Raw genomic sequence first — 15,718 nt, 5'->3', positions numbered from 1 at the left:
CGACCGACGCACCTACAAAGCCACCCTCAGCATCAACATCTTGACGCCGACGATCAGCCCGTAACTTCACGGCCTTGACCCTTAGCCCGGCTCCCTGCTGGTCGAACTCGTCGGCCAGCTCGGTGCCGTACTTCACGTAGTCGGCGCGAGTGGCCCCCGGGTAGGGGGCGCACCGGTCGTCGAAGAAGGCGGTGTCGAACTTGAAGCCAGCGACCCCCAACTCGTTGGTCTGGGCCTTGAGATCGTCGGTGTACCACTGCCGTGCGGCCGGGTTCGCCAGGTCGATCAGCCCGGTCTGCCGGCCGTTCCACCAGGTGAAGAGGCAGGACTTGGCCGGGTCGGACGGGTCCTTCAGCAGATAGCCGTTGTCGACGGCCTCGGAGAAGTTGGCGGCAGTCTCGGGCATGTACAGGCCGGTCCACATGCCGAGGTCGAAGCCGAGGCGGTCGAGTTGCTCGGACAGGGCGGGCAGGCCGGGGAAGCGTTCGCCGAAGTCGGCGGCGATCACGCTCTCCTCGATCTGCACCGCGTGCCCGCCGAGCCCGGCGCCGGCCAGCGCGCGGGCCCAGGCGAGGACGTTCTCCTGGTTCTGCTCGCCGTAGAGCTGGGCCCAGGAATTCCACAGCGGGGTGGCGTACTGCTCGTAGGAGGTGTCGGAGCGCTCGGGCTTGCCGACCAGCGCGATGTGGTCGCGGTACACCTCGGCGGGGTTGTCCTCGACGAACACCGTGGAGGCGGCGGGTCGGGCCCCAGTGACGGTGAACTCACCGAGTCCGTTGCCACCGGAGTTGATCCGCACGTCCATCGGGTCGTTCGTGTCCGCCCGCAGCCCGGTGGCGCTGGAGGTGTACCAGAAGGGGGAGACCACCTGGTACGACGCCGGGCTGAACCCGCTGTCCACCAGTTGCCCGGAGTCCAGCGGCCACGGCTGGACCGTCTGGTCGCTGTTCTCGCCGTGCCCGTACCAGTGCCCGGCGCTGTTCAGGTCGTACGCCGTGCTGAGCGCGTCCGCCTGTGCGCCCGAAAGGGACCATTTCATGTCGTACCGGTCGGAGCGCAGGGTGATCCGCAGATCTACGGTGGCCCCCGGCAGGTCGGTGGCGGCGGTGACGCGCAGAGTGTTGCCGTCACGGGTGCTTCCGGTGACCTCCCGGACGATGTGCCAGTCGCCGCCGATCCGGAACCGGAACGCCCCGGGCGCGGTGGCCAGGACGGTCCGGCCCGCCCGCACGGTGGTGACGGCCAACCGGTCCGTGGCGACGCGCAGTTCATAGGCGGGTGTCGCGAAGGTGAGCGGCCCGGAGTCGGCTGCCGCCGGGGCCGTGCCGAGCAGCGGGGCGGCCAGGATCAGTGCCGCCGAGCCGGAGCGGACAGTTCGCGTCCCGATGGTGGGCATCAGGCACCGCCGCCGCAGGTCAGCTTGGCGTCGGCCCAGTCGGCGTGGTCCGTGGAGACATCGCCGTCGCCGTCGACCAACAGGTCGAGCCAGCGGGCGCCGGTCACGTCCACGTCGACCGCGGCGCCGCCGTCGGAGCCGTACAGCACCGGGCTGTCGAACAGGGAGCGGCCGTCGGCGATCACCTCGAAGGAGACGCTGCCGTTGTCGCCGACCTCGTCGTCCACCCCGGCGGTCGCGGTGAAGCGGGTGCAGCCGCCGCCGAAGTAGACCCGGATCTGGCTGTTCGCGTGCACGCCGAGGCCCTTGGCGTAGGTGGTGCCGCCGATACTCAAAGGACGACCGTCGCCGGCCGCGGACTCCCCGTTGGAGGCGTCCTTCTCCACCGGGCCCCAGCCGTTGACCGCCTTGACCAGGGTCAGATCGCTCACATAGGCGTCGGCGGACAGCCCTGGCGGTGGCACCTGCACGGCCCGTACCCCGGTGACCATGCCCGGACGGCCGGGTTGCGTGAGCGTGGCGGTTGCGGACAGGACGGCGTAGTGGACCGGGTCGCCGGGCGGGGTCACGGTGTAGGCCGCGGTCACCGTGTCGCCAGGCCGGATCCGGTCGAAGCGGGTGGTGTCGTCGGTGGTCGCGGTCCAGCCGTCCGGGACCTTCAGCGCCAGCTCGGCGTTCCGGGCGGCCGGCGCGTCCTTCGGCACGCTGAGGGTGACGGGAACCTCGGTGGCGGTACCGGTGCTCAGGAACGGCTCCGCGTCGACGGTGACACGGGCGCCCGCGGTCGGCATGGCATAGGTCTTGGCGTCGTACGACGGCGCGGCCACCGTACCGACCTTGATCCCGCCGGCCGTGGCACCGAGATCGACGAGCTTGGCGGATCCCGGGCCCGCGCCGGCCTCCGTGGACCACACGGCCAGGGCGATGGTGTTCGTGCCCTGCTCGCGCAGAATGCCCTTGGGGATGACGAACCGTGTCTGCGGTCCGGTGTCCGGCAGGTAGCGTCCGATCAGCCAGCCGTTGACGAAGATCTGGGCGCGGTAGCCGGTGCTGCCGCCGTCCGCTTCGGCGAGATCGAGTGCGATCGCGTTGTCCTGGCCCTGCGGCAGGTCGAGCCGGGCGGAGGTGCGGTACCAGCGCACGCCGGTCCCGCTCTTCGCGCTCTGTCCGGTGAGGGTGGTGTTCTTCCAGCTGCCGTCGGGATAACCGGCGAGGGACCAGCCGGCCCGCTCCCCGTACAGCCCGCCGTTGTTGTCCGGGCCCCGGGCGGTGTCGACCGGGTCCTCGCCACCCCGGCTGCCCTGGATCTTCCAGGTGAGGGTGGAGGCCCCGCCGATCACCTCGGCGCCGAGCAGGCCGCGCGGCTCCTTGGAGTAGTCGTGGCCCCATTCCTCGTTGTGGCCCGCGTTCTCGACGAGGACGGAGAGGACGTTGTCCGCGCTGTCTCCGCCGGCCTTCAGCGTGCCCGCCGGGATGTCGAAGGTGTGCGCGCCGTCGCCGGAGGAGCCGAGGTAGCGGCCGTTGAGCCAGACGGCGTACTGGCCCGTCGGGCCGGTGTTGGCGTTCAGCGCGAGCGCGGTCGCCCGGCCCGTGGTCTTGAACCGGCCGCGGTACCAGACGTTTCCGTGGTGGTAGCCGTACTCGTCCATCGCGAGGACCGGTAATGCCCCGGCCAGTTCCGGGTTGTTGGCGGTGAGGTGGCCGGCCGTGGTCCAGGTGGAGTCGTCGAAGCCGGGAACGGCCTCCGGTGCCTCCTCCTTGTACTTCCACGTCGTCAGCGCGGGCAGCACTACCGGGCGCGGCGCCTGAGTGACGGTGACCTTGCGGCCGTTCCAGGTCACCTTCTCGGCGTCCGCGATGACCTCGATCTTCGCGGCCTTGGTGGAGTCGCCGGTGAGCTTCAGGGTGTCGCCCGCCTGTTCGGCCGTACGGACGAGGGACGGCCCGCGTACAAGGACCGGTCCCGCGGCGGTCTCCTGCCGCCACCACTGGGCGGTCTCAGCGGTGTCGGCGATCAGCAGTTCCATGCCGTTCACCAGCACCCGGGCCAGCCCCTTGTGCGTGTAGTTGAGCCGCAGGTCGCCGCGTTCGGCATCCCAGGTGGTGGTGACATCGCCGTCGAGGACGGTGACCTCGGGCCGCTCGGCGTACCTCAGTACGGTCTCGCCGGCCTCGCCCTCACGCCCGTACAGCAGCGCCACGTCCCGGTCGCCGATCCGGGCATGCGTCATGATCTCCGAGGTGGAGTAGACGAGCCGCTGGCTCTCGCTCAAGTCGTAGCCCGCAACGAGGAGTTTGGCGTCCCGGCCGTCGACGGTGATCGCGCCCTGCTGCGGCACACGCGGGTACTCGCCGTCCGCACCCTTCAGCGACAGGGTGGTCTCATCCTTGTCCTTCACCCGGGTGTCGGCATGCCGGACGGTGAAGAACTGGGTGCCGTCGTCGGGATTGACGCGCCGGTCGATGCGCAGGGCGTCGTCGGACGGGGCCGGAGCCTCGGCCTTGTCGGTGCGCGCCAGCGAGGTGACGGAATTGACCATGTACCCGAGGCGCTTGAACTCCTGGTACTTGTCCGTCAGTTGGCGGGACTCGTTGATCGGGGCCCCGTAGTCGTACGACGTGTAGACCGCGTTGGGGTCGGCGAGCCAGCCCCAGTTGGTGCCGCCGTACGTCATGTAGAAGGACTGACCGCTCACACCGGCGGCGATGTTCATCTTGCTGAACACCCGGGTGAAGTCGGTGCCCGTGAGCTTCGCGCAGTCCTGGTATCCGGTGCCGCCCCAGGGGTCGAAGGCGCCGCCCTGCGCCTCCGGGATGATCAGCGGGGACTCGGGCTTCCACTCGTTGACGTGCGAGTAGTCGGGCAGGTTCTTCCAGGTGTCGGGGTCCTTGCAGTCAAAGCCCTGCGGGTAGGCGTCGAAGCCGTAGATGTCCGGGGCACCCTTGCCGCTGACCCAGTTCTTGTTGGCGCCGCCGTCGTTGACGAACGTCGGGACGTCGATGCCGTCCTCGCGGGCCCAGTCGATGAGGGTCTGCATGTAGTCGGCGTCCTGGCGACCGCCCTGATACTCGTTCTCGACCTGATAGAGAATCACGTTGCCGGTGCCGCGCGTGAGTTGGTGGCGCGCGATGATCGGGTTGATCCGGCTCATCCACTCCCGGGCCGCCTTCATGTACTCCGGCTCGGAGGTACGGTTCACGCCGGCCTGTGTCTTGCGCCAGGCCGGCATACCGCCGCCGGAGACCTCCGCGTTGATGTACGGGCCCGGGCGGGCGATCACATACAGGCCCGCGCGCTCGGCCTCGTCCAGCAGCCGCTCCACGTCACGGATGCCGGTGAAGTCGTACGAGCCCGGCTTGGCGGAGTGGTAGCCCCAGTCGAAGTAGAGCGAGACGGCGTTGAATCCGCCCGCCTTGATCTTCTGCAGGACATCGCGCCATGCGTCGGGGCTGGGCAGCCGGAAGTAGTGGAACTCGGCGCCCCAGATGTACAGGGGTTTGCCGTCGACCCGCACGGAGTACTGGTCGTAGGTGACGGTGTGCTTGGCCTGCGGCTCAGCCTGGGCCGGTGCCGCGGAGACCGCGCCAGTCAGGGACATGACAGACAAAAGGCCGACGAGCAACAGGGATATCCATCGCCCTCTCATGACGTGAGCCCCTTCACGACTGCCGTCCGCGCGGCCTCGATGTCGCTGACGTCCTTCGTCCGGCCGTCGAGGTTGCGGGTCGCGGTGGTGAGGGCCTCGGTCAGGGCGTCGCTGTCGGTGCCGCCGTTCTTCTTCCGCAGCTGGGCGATGAGTTCGTAGTCCTCGATGCCCTCCTTCAGCTGCTCCCAGCGGATGCTGGACATCGGGCCGTCCTTGCCCGGGTAGACCAGGTACTCGTCGCCCTGCGTGAAGATGTGCACGGGCTGCTTGAAGGGGTCGCTGGTCCAGCTGTTGTACGACCAGCGCAGGAAACCGTCCAGATTCCGTTGGGCGGAGATCCACGGCAGCATCCGCGACTCGACGGCGGGCGAGAACGAGAGCGTGTTGGGGTGGGCCGGGGCGCCGTACACGTAGAAGGTCGTGGTCTTGCCGGCCTTGCGCCGCTCGGCCACCTTCTCCTTCGTCATCGCGTCGATGCCACCCCAGTCGACGGACAGGTTGGACGCGACACCCTCGGTACTGATCGAACCGGCCACGGAGATACGGTCGTCGAAGACCGGCGCGACCTCGTGGACGAAGTCCTTGACGACCGTCATGGTGCTGATGGGCCGCTCGTCGAAGGACAGCCAGGTGTCCTCCAGCCAGCCCTTCGCCTTCAGGTGCTTCTCGAAAGCGGGCAGGAACGTTCCCCATGCCTCCCGCCAGCGGTCGCCGCCCAGGTCGACGTTCTCGTAGACGGTCTTACCGGTGGTGGTGTCGGTGTAGGTGAGGTGTTCCTGGTCCTGGAACGCCAGCATGGAGAAGGCGCCGATGTCGGGTCCCAGGCCGTTGCGTCTGGCGGTCTGGACGTACTTGTCCCAGCGGCTGAAGTCGAAGGAGAACGTCTTTCCGTTCCAGGCCCAGCCCACCATGCTGGTGTACGGCGTCGCGGTCTGCGACTCCCGGGTGCCGAGCGACCACTGATGGTGCCACGGATTGTCGACGATGGTGGTGTTGATGACCTTCTGGCCGCGCGAGGCCAGGTCGCGGTTGTACTTCTCGATCAGCTTCCAGTGCTGGTCGGACCAGAGCTTGACCCCGTGGTTCTTGGCGATCGTCTCCGGCTGCGCCCATACGTCGAGGAAGAAGCCGTAGTCCTTCGGGTCGGGCACGCTCGCGTCCGCGACCTCGATGGCCAGCGGGTAGGTGCTCTGGGTGCGCCCGTCGGCGTTGACCTTCACCGTGCCGGTGTAGGTGCCGGGCTTGGCCGACTTGGGGATCTGGAAGGTGAACCACAGCGGCTGCGCCGCGTACGCGGGCACGTCCACGGAGGACTGTTCCTCGAGCGCGTCGCCGACCACGTCGGGGTTGCGGTCGCCGGACACCTCCTTGCCTGAGCTGACCTGGTCGATGGTCGCGGACCAGTCGACCTCGCTCTTGGAGCGCTGCACAGGCACGTACTTGACGAACCGGACCTGCGTGTCGGCACCGGACAGCTTCGCTCCGCCGGGGCCCGTGAGGTCGCCGACCACGGCCTTGACGTCGTCGAGGTTCTTGCCGGAGGCGATCGCCAGCTGCGCCGAGACCTGCTCGTTGCGGACCGCGGAGAGCTTGAGCTCCTTGGTGTCCTTGCCCTGGATGGCGGTCATCGGGTAGCGCGGCACCCGTTCCTCCGCGGAGCCGGCGAAGGAGCCGGTGGGCACCCAGGTGATGGTGTCCCTGGTTCCCATGGCGTCGGCGACCTTGACGGTCAGCCAGGTGGTGGTGGCCTTGGAATTGAGGTCGGTGCCGGTGCTCGTCGTACCGGTGACGGCGATCGCGGTGGTGCTCGCGGCCACGACGACGCCCGCGACGAAACCGGCGACAGTTGAGGACGTACGTGCCATGGGATGGGGTCCCTCTCTCACGGCTGGGCGGGGAGTGGTTTCCCGGCAGGCCTCCCAGGTGAGTGGGAGGCCCGCCGGGAAACGGGGGTGTGCCAGTAGTGGCGCCGATGAGGGTCGACGGCGTGCCTGTGGTGTCAGGAGGTGACGGAGAATCCGCTGAAGACGGCTTCGATGTTCTTGCCGGGGTAGTTGACGTTCGCCGCGCTGGCGACCATCCCGGCGTCACCGGTGCCGGTGGCCGACGGCACCTGGGCGGTGCCGACCTGCGACCAGGTCTCGCCGTCCTTGCTGGCGTACGCGGCGTAGGTGGCGCCGTCCCGGGTCAGCTTGAGGTACGCCGGGTGGTAGGTGGAGCCACCACCCGCCCACGTGTCGAGCTTCCCGTCGCCGTCACTGTCGGTCATGAACTCCAGTCCGTAACTCTGGGTCATGACCAGCACCGCGTAGCCGCCCTTCCCGGGCTCCGTCAGGTCGTTGGCGAGGGCGATGCCTGCCTTGCCGACCGGTGAGGCGCTGTCCTGGGAGACCAACTGGGCCTGCACGGTGGCCTTCTCACCGGCCGCGTCGTCGCGGTAGATGACGCCCTTCTCGTCCTTCCAGCCGGACAGGTCCTGGCCGCCCGCCCAGATGGCGAACTGGTCGCCGCCCTGCGCGTATTGGGCGCCCCCGGATGTGGTGTCGGCCGTCAGGTACGGCACCTGCACATTGCCCGGGGCGGCTTTCACCTGCGCCGGTACGGTGTCGGACACGTTCCGCGAGCCGTTGGATCCGGTGTAGGTGACAGTGCCGGTGAGGTCGTGGCTGCCCCATCGGGCGTCGGCGGCCGGGGTCACCGTCCAGGTGGTGGTGAGTGTGGCGCCGTTCTTGAGGGACTTCGCGGTGGTCGGGCCGGTCGCCTCGGCACTCCAGCCGTCGGGCAGGTCCAGTGCCGCCGTGGCGTTCTTGAGGGTCCGGGTGCCCCAGTTGGTCACCTCGGTGGTCACCTCGAACGGCTTGCCGGCGTCGGTGGACGGGGCGTCCGGGGTGATCAGGACGGAGGCGGCCGGAGCGTCGTCGCGCTTGAGCGCCTTGACGGCCTTGGCGGCGCCCTTAGCCTTGAGGTTGACGAAGGCCGGGGTGACGCCGAGCGGTGCCGCGTACCCCTTGAGGGTCTTGGGGCCGCGGATGACGGTGCCCTGGTTGACGTCGTACCACGTGCCCGGCGGCAGGTGGACGGAGCGGGTGGCGCCGGTGCTCAGCTTGGGCGCGGCGAGCACGGCCGGGCCGAGCATCCACTCGTCGGTGACCGTGTAACTGGCCTCGTCCTTCGGGAAGTCGAAGAACAGTGGCCGCATGATCGGATCGCCGGTCTTCAGGGTGCTCTGCACCTGGTCCCAGATGTAGGGGGCGAGCTTCTCGTGGGTCTCGATCGCCTGCCGGTAGAGGTCGACCGTCTCCTGGTCGTAGTCCACTTTCTGGCCGGTGGTGGTGTCGTTGGTGTCGACCGGCGAGGTTGATGCGTACATCAGCGGCATCAGCGAGGCGGATTGCGCCCACCGCACCAGCACGTCCTTCGTCGGTGCCGGCTGCCCGCCGGAGCCGCCGATCATGTCGGACTCTACGAACGGGTAGCCGACGGTGGAGATGGCCAGGTTCTGGGTGGCGGAGGCACGCAGGGAGTCCCAGCCGGTGCCCTTGTCGACCTGACGGGTGACGAAGCCCGCCTCGTGTGCCGTCTGGTTCCAGTGCACCCGGATGCCGGCGCCCTGGAGGTCGAACTCGTCGGCGAGCTGCGTGCCGAGCTTCTGGTAGTCCGTGGCTTGGTGGCCCTCGCGCTGCGCGCACTTCTCGTCGAAGAAGCGGGTGTCGAACTTCAGCCCGTCGATGTCGTACGTGTCCATCAGCTTCTTGAGGTTGCCCTCGTACCAGGCCTTGGCGTCGGGGTTCGCCAGGTCGATGATCCCGGCCTGGCCGTTCCACCAGGTCACTTCACACGGCTTGCTCGTGTCCTTGGCGTCCATGAGCAGATAGCCGTTGTCGACCGCGTACTGGTAGTTGTCGGAGTCCAGGTTGATCCACAGGGTGACCCAGATGCCGAAGTCGAACCCCATGTCGTGGATCTTGTCGGAGAGGCCCTTGGGATCGGGGAAGGTCTTGGGATCCCAGGTCAGATTGCCGTAGTTGGACTCCCACTTGTCGTCGAGCTGGATGGTGCGCCCGTCCAGACCGTTGTCGTGGAGGTCGGTGGCGTAGTCGAGCAGTTTATCCTGGTCGATCTTGGTGTAGAACTGCGCCCAGGAATTCCACAGCGGCTTGGCGTACTGCTCGTACGTGGCGTCGCTCTTGGTCGGCTTGCCGACGATGCCTATGTAGTCGCGGTAGACCTCCAGTGGGGTCGACTCGACGAACACGGTGGCCTTGTAGGTGTCGGGCGACTCGACGGTGAAGGTGCCGAGGCCGTCCTTGCCCTTGTTGAGCGCCACGTCCATGACGTCCCCGGTGTCGACGCGCAGACCGGTCGACCTGGAGGTGTACCAGAACGGGTCGATCATGTTGTACGAGGCCGGGCCGAAGGTCTCGTGGTCGACTTCACCGGCGTCGAGGGGCCAGGGCTGGTTGACACCGGGACCGCCCTGCGGGGTCTCCGCCTCGCCGTGGCCGTACCAGTGGCCGGCAGTTGACAGGTCGTAGGCGAGGCCCAGTTGATCGGGGCTGCCGCCTTCGACGTCCCAGTCCAGCTGGTAGCGGTCGGCCTTCGGCGTGAGCCGGGCCTTGACGGTGGCGCCGTCGAGGGTGGTGTCGGTGGTGAGAGTGAGGACGCCGCCCCGCCACGTCCAGTCGGTGACCGCGGTGGCGTGCTCCCACTTCCCGTCGGAGCGGAAGCGGAGGCCTCCGTTGTCGCCGCCCGCGGTGCCGAGCACGGTCTTTCCCGAGCGCTCGGTGGTGAGGGCGAGTTCGTCGGTGGCGATGTCGACGGTGTAGCCGGGCGCGTCCTTGGTGCCCGGCATGGACAGGGTGAGGCCGTCCGCGCTCTGGGTCACCTTCGGCCGGGGGCCGGTGTCCGCCTGAGCCTTTGTGGTGAGGGGTCCGGTAACGGATGGTATGAGCGTCAGGGCCAGTGCGGCGGCCAACAGCGTTCCGGGACTACGGGATTTGCGCCGTCTGAGCGGTTGGATGCGCACTCATGTCCTCCTGCGGGGCGGGGCGTTGCTTCGCAGAGCAGCACGGCAAGATCATGCTCATTTCTGCTCATGTTCTGGCTATAAACGTCAGCTGTCAACATTCACTTTCATGATTTCTCGGCCACACCACGGGCCACTGTCGCCCCTGGTGACGGTCACCTGACCAGGTCCGCGCGCTACTCGGGGAGTCGGCAGGCCCGGAGGGAAACGGCTGTAAATTCTGCGTGAACCGCGCCCGATTCGGCGGATTCCGCCCCGCCGGGGGCCGTATGCCGTGGCAGACCTCACCCCCTCCGAGAACAGTCAACTGCTCTACACCGAGGCGCCCTTCGCACGATGACCCGGCAGGCGCCCCAGGCGGCCTACACCCAGTGGCAGCTCTTGACATCCTGCGCGACCTGTTGGGCATGATGGTGATTAATGCTTGAACTGGACGCCTTTCAAGCAAAAACAATCAACAGGTTGCAGCGAAGGTGGTACTCCGTGAAACGGCACCTCATCGGCATCGCAGCAGGTGTGACCCTCGCGCTGGTCGTCAGCGGATGCGGCAAGGGAGGTTCGTCCGGCGACGGCGCTTCCGACGGAAAGACGATCAGATTCGTGGCCGCCAAGTACGACGACGACACACAGCCCTACTGGGACAACCTCATCAAGGCTTTCGAGGCCCGGAACCCCGGCTACCGGGTCGAGTTGGAGGTGGTCGACTGGGAGCAGCTGGATTCCAAGGTCAAGACGTACATCCAGACCGGGCAGCAGCCCGACGTCCTCAACTACAACAAGTTCTCCGACTTCGCCCGCGACGACCTGATCCACCAGGCAAAGGACATCGTGTCGCCGAAGGTGCTCGAGGACTTCCTGCCGCTCTTCGCCGGCCAGGCGCAGTACGAAGGCGTGCAGTACGGCCTGCCGTTCATCTCCAGTGCACGGCTCTTCTTCTACAACTAGGACATCTTCGACAAGGCCAGGGTCTCCGAACCGCCGTCCACCTGGGCCGAGGTCGAGGACGCCGCCAGGAAGATGAAGAAGGCCGGGGACATCCCGCTGGGCCTGCCGCTCGGCGCGGAGGAGGCTCAGGCCGAGTTCTACATCTGGGCGATGAACAACGGCGGGGGCTGGATCGACAAGTCGGGCAAGTGGACGGTCGACCAGCAGGCCAACGTCGAGACGCTGGACTACTTGCGGAAGCTCACAAAGGCCGGGCTGACCCAGCCCAACCCCGAGGCCACCAACCGCAAGGACGTCTTCAACCAGTTCGCACAGGGGAAGATCGGCATGATCAACGGTGCCGTCTTCATGCGCAAGGGCTTCCTCGACACGGTCGACAAGAACCTCAACTACGGGGTCGCGCCACTGCCGAGCAAGGACGGCACGACCCACAACACGCTCGGTGTCCAGGACTACCTGGTGGCCTTCAAGAAGGACGAGGGCAGAAACCGCGAGGCCGTCAACAAGTTCCTCGACTTCTTCTACCAGAAGGAGAACGCCTCGAAGTTCCTGTCCACCGAGGGATTCCTGTCGGTCACCAAGTCGGCCGGCGACGCCCTGAGTTCGGACTCCGCGTACTACAAGCCGTTCGTCGACGCTCTGTCGGGCGCACGGTTCGCACCCACCGACAACCCCAACTGGTCGGCCGTCGAGGGCGCCGTGAAACAGCGCATCGGCACCGCCGTATCGGGCGCAGAGCCCAAGAAGGTCCTGGGCGAAATCCAGGAAACCGCCGAGAAGGACGGCTGACGGGGTGGCCGTACAGGACACCACTACACACAACACTGGCTCCGGGGCCGGCTCCAGGACCGGGGAGGAACGGACGCCGGTGGCACCGGCGCGCGGCTCCCACCCCGCCCGGAACAGGCTCCGCCTGCGGGCACTGGAGCCGCTGCTGTGGCTCGGCCCCGCCCTGGCGCTGATCCTCGGCGTGGTCATCTGGCCCGTCGTCGAGATGGTCCGCACATCCCTGATGGACATCAGCTCCACCGGAGTGACCCGCGGCTTCGCGGGTGGCGCCAACTACGCCGAGCTGTTCGCCGAGCCGGACCTGCCGGGCGTCGTACTGCGCACCCTGGTGTGGGTGGTGGGAGTGGTCACGGTCACCATCACCGTCTCGCTGGCACTGGCCCAGTTGCTCAACTCGCGCTTCCCCGGGCGCCGGATGGTCCGCTGGGCGCTGATCGTCCCCTGGGCCGCATCGGTCCTGATGACGGCGCTGACCTGGCGCTGGATGCTCAACAACTTCTACGGCGTCGTCAACCGCGTACTCATGGACGTGGGAATCCTGGACAAACCGGTGAACTGGCTGGCCCACCCGGCCCAGGCGTTCGCCTGGATGATGGCCGTGGCCGTCTTCGTCTCCCTGCCGTTCACCGCCTTCGTCATCCTCTCCGGCCTCGGGACCATTCCCGCCGAGGTGTACGAGGCGGCCCGCCTGGACGGCGCGGGACCCGCCCGCACCTATCTCTCCGTCACGCTGCCACTGCTGCGCCCCTCCCTGCTGGTCGCCGCCGTCATCAACGTCATCAACGTGTTCAACTCCTTCCCGGTCATCTGGGCCATGACCCGCGGCGGTCCCGGCTTCACCACCGACACGACCACGACCTATATGTACAAACTCGCGTTCGACAACCAGGCCGTCGGCGAGTCGGCTGCCATGGCCGTCGTGAACTTCACGTTGATCCTCCTGGTCGTGCTGGTGTATCTGCGCGTCGTCCGCAGGCGAGAGGAGACCAGCTGATGTCCGCCGTCACAGCCCGGTCCACAACCCCCCAATCCGCGACGACCCCATCCACAACGCCCCGGCGGCGTCCTCCCCGGCTGCGGACCGTCGTGCTCACCGCGGTGGGGTGGCTGGTGGCCCTGATGTTCCTGGCGCCGTACCTGCAGATGCTGTTGACGGCTCTGAAGCCGACACCGGAACTGATGAAGTCGCCGCCGTCCTATCTGCCGTCACGGTGGGAGTGGTCGAACTTCGCCGACGTCTGGTCGCTGAAGGACCCGCCGGTCTCCGACGCGCTCTCGTTCTCGCTGTACGTCGCCGGGATGTCCACGCTCCTCACCCTCGCCGTGGGACTGCCCGCCGCGTACTACACCGCCCGCCACCGGTTCCGCGGACGCGGCGCCTTCCTGCTGCTGGTGCTCGTCACCCAGATGTTCGCGCCGACCGCGCTGCTGGTCGGCATCTACCGGGAGATGGTCAGCCTCGATCTGACCGACACCGCGGAGGGGCTGATCCTGGTCAACGCGGCGTTCAACCTGCCGTTCTGCATCTGGATCCTCAACGCGTACTTCGCGAGCATCCCCAAGGAGCTGGAGGAGGCGGCGTACATGGACGGGGCCGGCCGGCTGGGCGCGATGGTGCGGGTCACCCTGCCGTTGGCGCTGCCCGGAGTGGTGACCGCGCTCGTCTACACGTTCATCGGGGCGTGGAACGAGTACGTCGTCGCCCTCACCATCACCTCGTCCGGCGACCGGACAACACTGACGAAGGCAATCCCCGGATTCGTCACGGCGTACCAGGAGCAGTGGCAGTACCTCTTCGCCACGTCACTGATCGCCATCGTGCCGGTCGTCGTCCTGTTCGGCTTCGTGGAGCGTTATCTGATCAGCGGCCTGACGGCCGGTGGCATCAAGTGATCTGCAGGCACACGCATTGCGCTCCTTCACAAGGCGGGCTGCGGCTGCGGCTTGCAGCGCTCGGGAGGCTCAGGCCCGGACGATCTCCACACCCGCCGCGGCGAACGGCTCGGTCAGTTCCGGGCCCGCTGCCTTGTCGGTCACCAGAACGTGGACGTCTTCCACCGGGCAGATCCGGGCGAAGGCCCGCCGACCCAGCTTGGAGGAGTCCGCGACCACGATCACGCGTTCGGCACGGCGGGCCAACGCCCAGTTGATACCGGCCTCGCCCTCGTCCTGAGCCGTTGCCCCGTGCTGGACGTCGATCGCGTCAACGCCGATGAAAGCGTGGTCAAGGGTGATCTGCGCGAGCATTCCGGTGGCGAGCGGTCCGGTGAGCTCGTACGAGGCCGGGCGGGCCACTCCCCCGGTGAGGACGAGCTTCACGTGGCGGCGTACGACCAGCTCATTGGCGATGTTCAGGGCGTTGGTGACGACCGTCAGCGCGGGGGGCCCGGCGCCCTCCGTGCTCAGATCGGGCCTGATGGCCAGCGCCCGGGCGACCGCGGTGGTCGTGGTGCCGCCGTTCAGACCCACCACGGCACCCGGCTTCACCAGGCCCGCCGCCGCGTTGGCGATCCGCTCCTTCTCCGGAGCGTTGCGTGCGGCCTTGTAGCGGAGCGGAAGGTCGTACGCGATGGCGTTGATCACGGCGCCGCCGTGGGTACGGGTGACCATTTGCTGGCGCGCCAGCTCATCCAGGTCGCGTCGGATCGTGGCGGAGGAGACCTGAAGTACTTCCGCGGCGGCCTCTACCTCGATCCGTCCGTCGCGCGTCAGTATGTCCAGCAAGGCGCTCCATCTGTCCTGCGGTGCCGCCATGCGTCGTCCCCTGTCCGTGGTGTGCGGACCCGTGAAAGCACGAGCCGTGTCCGATTCCCTGAAAGGCAATGCCTGTTTCAGCAGCTTAGACGGCCAAAGGCAGCACTTTTGAGCACGGGGCCTTTTACTCCGGCTCCCTGCACCGTCGCCGCACTGCGTCGGGACGGTCTGCTCGTCCGCGCACGGTCACGGGCGGACAGTGACGTATCGCTGTACGCCAGACGGGTCGCGGTTGGCGGGCAGCCGGTGGGCGTCGATCAGCCGCGCCCGGACCGTGCGCGGTCACGTCCCCGAGGCATCGGAAGCCGGAGAACGTCCGCCGCTATTTCAAGCCCTCTCCGGATGCCGTCGCCGAGGTGACCGGTCTGCTCGCGCCCGGCGACAGCAGGCGGTGACCTGGGGCGGCCAGCGGGAGTCCGCGACCAGAGGGTTGACAGAATTCGGGCGTGACACCCGACAGAGAAACGTGGGTCATCAGTTCGCGGCGGATCAGTTCGCGCACCCTCGGAGTTCGGTGAGGTAATCGGCGATCGCGTCACGGTTGCGGGCCAGGATGTCGATACGTTCGGTCAGCCTGTCACGTTCGCGTTCGAGTGCCGCCACCGTCTCCGTGTGACGCCTTCGAAGACAATCGGATCGCGCGGAGATTTCAGGCAGGGCAGGATGCCGCGGATTGCGCGCGTGGACGGGCCGGCGTTCAGCAGGTCGCGGATCTGCTGGACGCGGCCCGGGGTCGCTTCGCTGTAGTCGCGATAGTTGTTGGGCCCACGGGTCGAGGTGATCAAGCGCTTTGCCTCGTAGAACCGCACCTGCCGCGGAGAGGCACCTGCTTGGGTGGCCAGCTCGCCGATACGCGTATCACCACACCACCGCTTGACCTTGACACCAGCGTCAAGCTCTGACGATGTCGGCATGACCGAACTGAACGGAACCGTCAGCCCAACGTTCGAACCCGTCCACGACGCCGTGGAGGACCAGCTGCGCAGCGGCGCCGAGGTGGGCCTGCCGCTGGCCGTCGATATCGACGGCCAAAAGGTGGTGGACGTGTGGGGCGGCCATCGCGACGCGGCACGCACGCAGCCCTGGCAGCGCGACACGATCACCAACGTGTGGTCGACCATAAAGGCCGTGACCAGCCTTGCCGCCCTGCTGCTGGTCGAC

General features: G+C 67.6%; 8 protein-coding genes and 3 pseudogenes. 5 read left to right on the top strand and 6 right to left on the bottom strand.

The window, feature by feature from the left end; translation table 11 throughout:
• The 4 genes from O3Q52_RS14135 to O3Q52_RS14120 all read right to left on the bottom strand — a co-directional run.
• On the bottom strand, window positions 1-1,396 hold a 1,396-nt coding region (locus O3Q52_RS14135; RefSeq protein ID WP_332112906.1), incomplete at its 3' end, for a TIM-barrel domain-containing protein.
• On the bottom strand, window positions 1,396-4,995 hold the full coding sequence (locus O3Q52_RS14130; protein WP_269649123.1) for a beta-galactosidase: 3,600 nt from the start codon (window positions 4,993-4,995) through the stop codon (window positions 1,396-1,398). The genes O3Q52_RS14135 and O3Q52_RS14130, both read right to left, overlap by 1 nt.
• 44 nt (window positions 4,996-5,039) lie before the next feature.
• Entirely contained in the window at window positions 5,040-6,908 is a 1,869-nt protein-coding gene (locus tag O3Q52_RS14125; RefSeq protein WP_269649122.1) for a glycoside hydrolase domain-containing protein, read from the bottom strand.
• A gap of 134 nt (window positions 6,909-7,042) precedes the next feature.
• Window positions 7,043-9,895: a TIM-barrel domain-containing protein gene (locus O3Q52_RS14120; RefSeq protein WP_269649126.1), complete on the bottom strand. Its 2,853-nt coding sequence runs from the start codon at window positions 9,893-9,895 to the stop codon at window positions 7,043-7,045.
• Between the two features lie 594 nt (window positions 9,896-10,489).
• Between O3Q52_RS14120 and O3Q52_RS14115 the strand changes: the two are divergent.
• The 3 genes and pseudogenes from O3Q52_RS14115 (at window position 10,490) to O3Q52_RS14105 (ending at window position 13,696) form a co-directional block, all read left to right on the top strand.
• Window positions 10,490-11,803, top strand: a pseudogene (locus O3Q52_RS14115) (extracellular solute-binding protein).
• Window positions 11,804-11,882: 79 nt separating this feature from the next.
• Window positions 11,883-12,797 carry a carbohydrate ABC transporter permease gene (locus tag O3Q52_RS14110; protein WP_269649121.1) on the top strand — a complete coding sequence of 305 codons (915 nt, stop codon included), beginning with the start codon at window positions 11,883-11,885 and terminating at the stop codon, window positions 12,795-12,797.
• On the top strand, window positions 12,797-13,696 hold the full coding sequence (locus O3Q52_RS14105) for a carbohydrate ABC transporter permease (protein WP_269649120.1): 900 nt from the start codon (window positions 12,797-12,799) through the stop codon (window positions 13,694-13,696). Before O3Q52_RS14110 ends, O3Q52_RS14105 begins: the two co-directional genes overlap by 1 nt.
• Before the next feature lie 69 nt (window positions 13,697-13,765).
• Here the strand turns inward: O3Q52_RS14105 and O3Q52_RS14100 are convergent, their stop codons facing one another.
• Complete coding sequence (locus O3Q52_RS14100; protein WP_269649119.1) at window positions 13,766-14,557, bottom strand: DeoR/GlpR family DNA-binding transcription regulator; 792 nt, start codon at window positions 14,555-14,557, stop codon at window positions 13,766-13,768.
• 293 nt (window positions 14,558-14,850) lie between these two features.
• Here O3Q52_RS14100 and O3Q52_RS14095 point away from each other — a divergent pair.
• Window positions 14,851-14,952 (top strand): annotated as a pseudogene (locus tag O3Q52_RS14095) (site-specific integrase); the annotation flags it as partial.
• A 174-nt stretch (window positions 14,953-15,126) separates the two neighbouring features.
• Here O3Q52_RS14095 and O3Q52_RS14090 read toward each other — a convergent pair.
• Window positions 15,127-15,471: a MerR family transcriptional regulator gene (locus tag O3Q52_RS14090; protein WP_332112907.1), complete on the bottom strand. Its 345-nt coding sequence runs from the start codon at window positions 15,469-15,471 to the stop codon at window positions 15,127-15,129.
• Between O3Q52_RS14090 and O3Q52_RS14085 the strand changes: the two are divergent.
• Window positions 15,470-15,706: pseudogene (locus O3Q52_RS14085) on the top strand (serine hydrolase domain-containing protein); the annotation flags it as partial. The gene O3Q52_RS14090 and the pseudogene O3Q52_RS14085 overlap by 2 nt on opposite strands.
• Between the last annotated feature and the right edge of the window lie 12 nt (window positions 15,707-15,718).

The organism is Streptomyces sp. ActVer (assembly GCF_027270795.1).
Classification (GTDB): domain Bacteria; phylum Actinomycetota; class Actinomycetes; order Streptomycetales; family Streptomycetaceae; genus Streptomyces; species Streptomyces umbrinus_A.
Note: the sequence above shows the minus strand (reverse complement) of the source record. Positions and strands in the feature narration are given on the sequence as shown.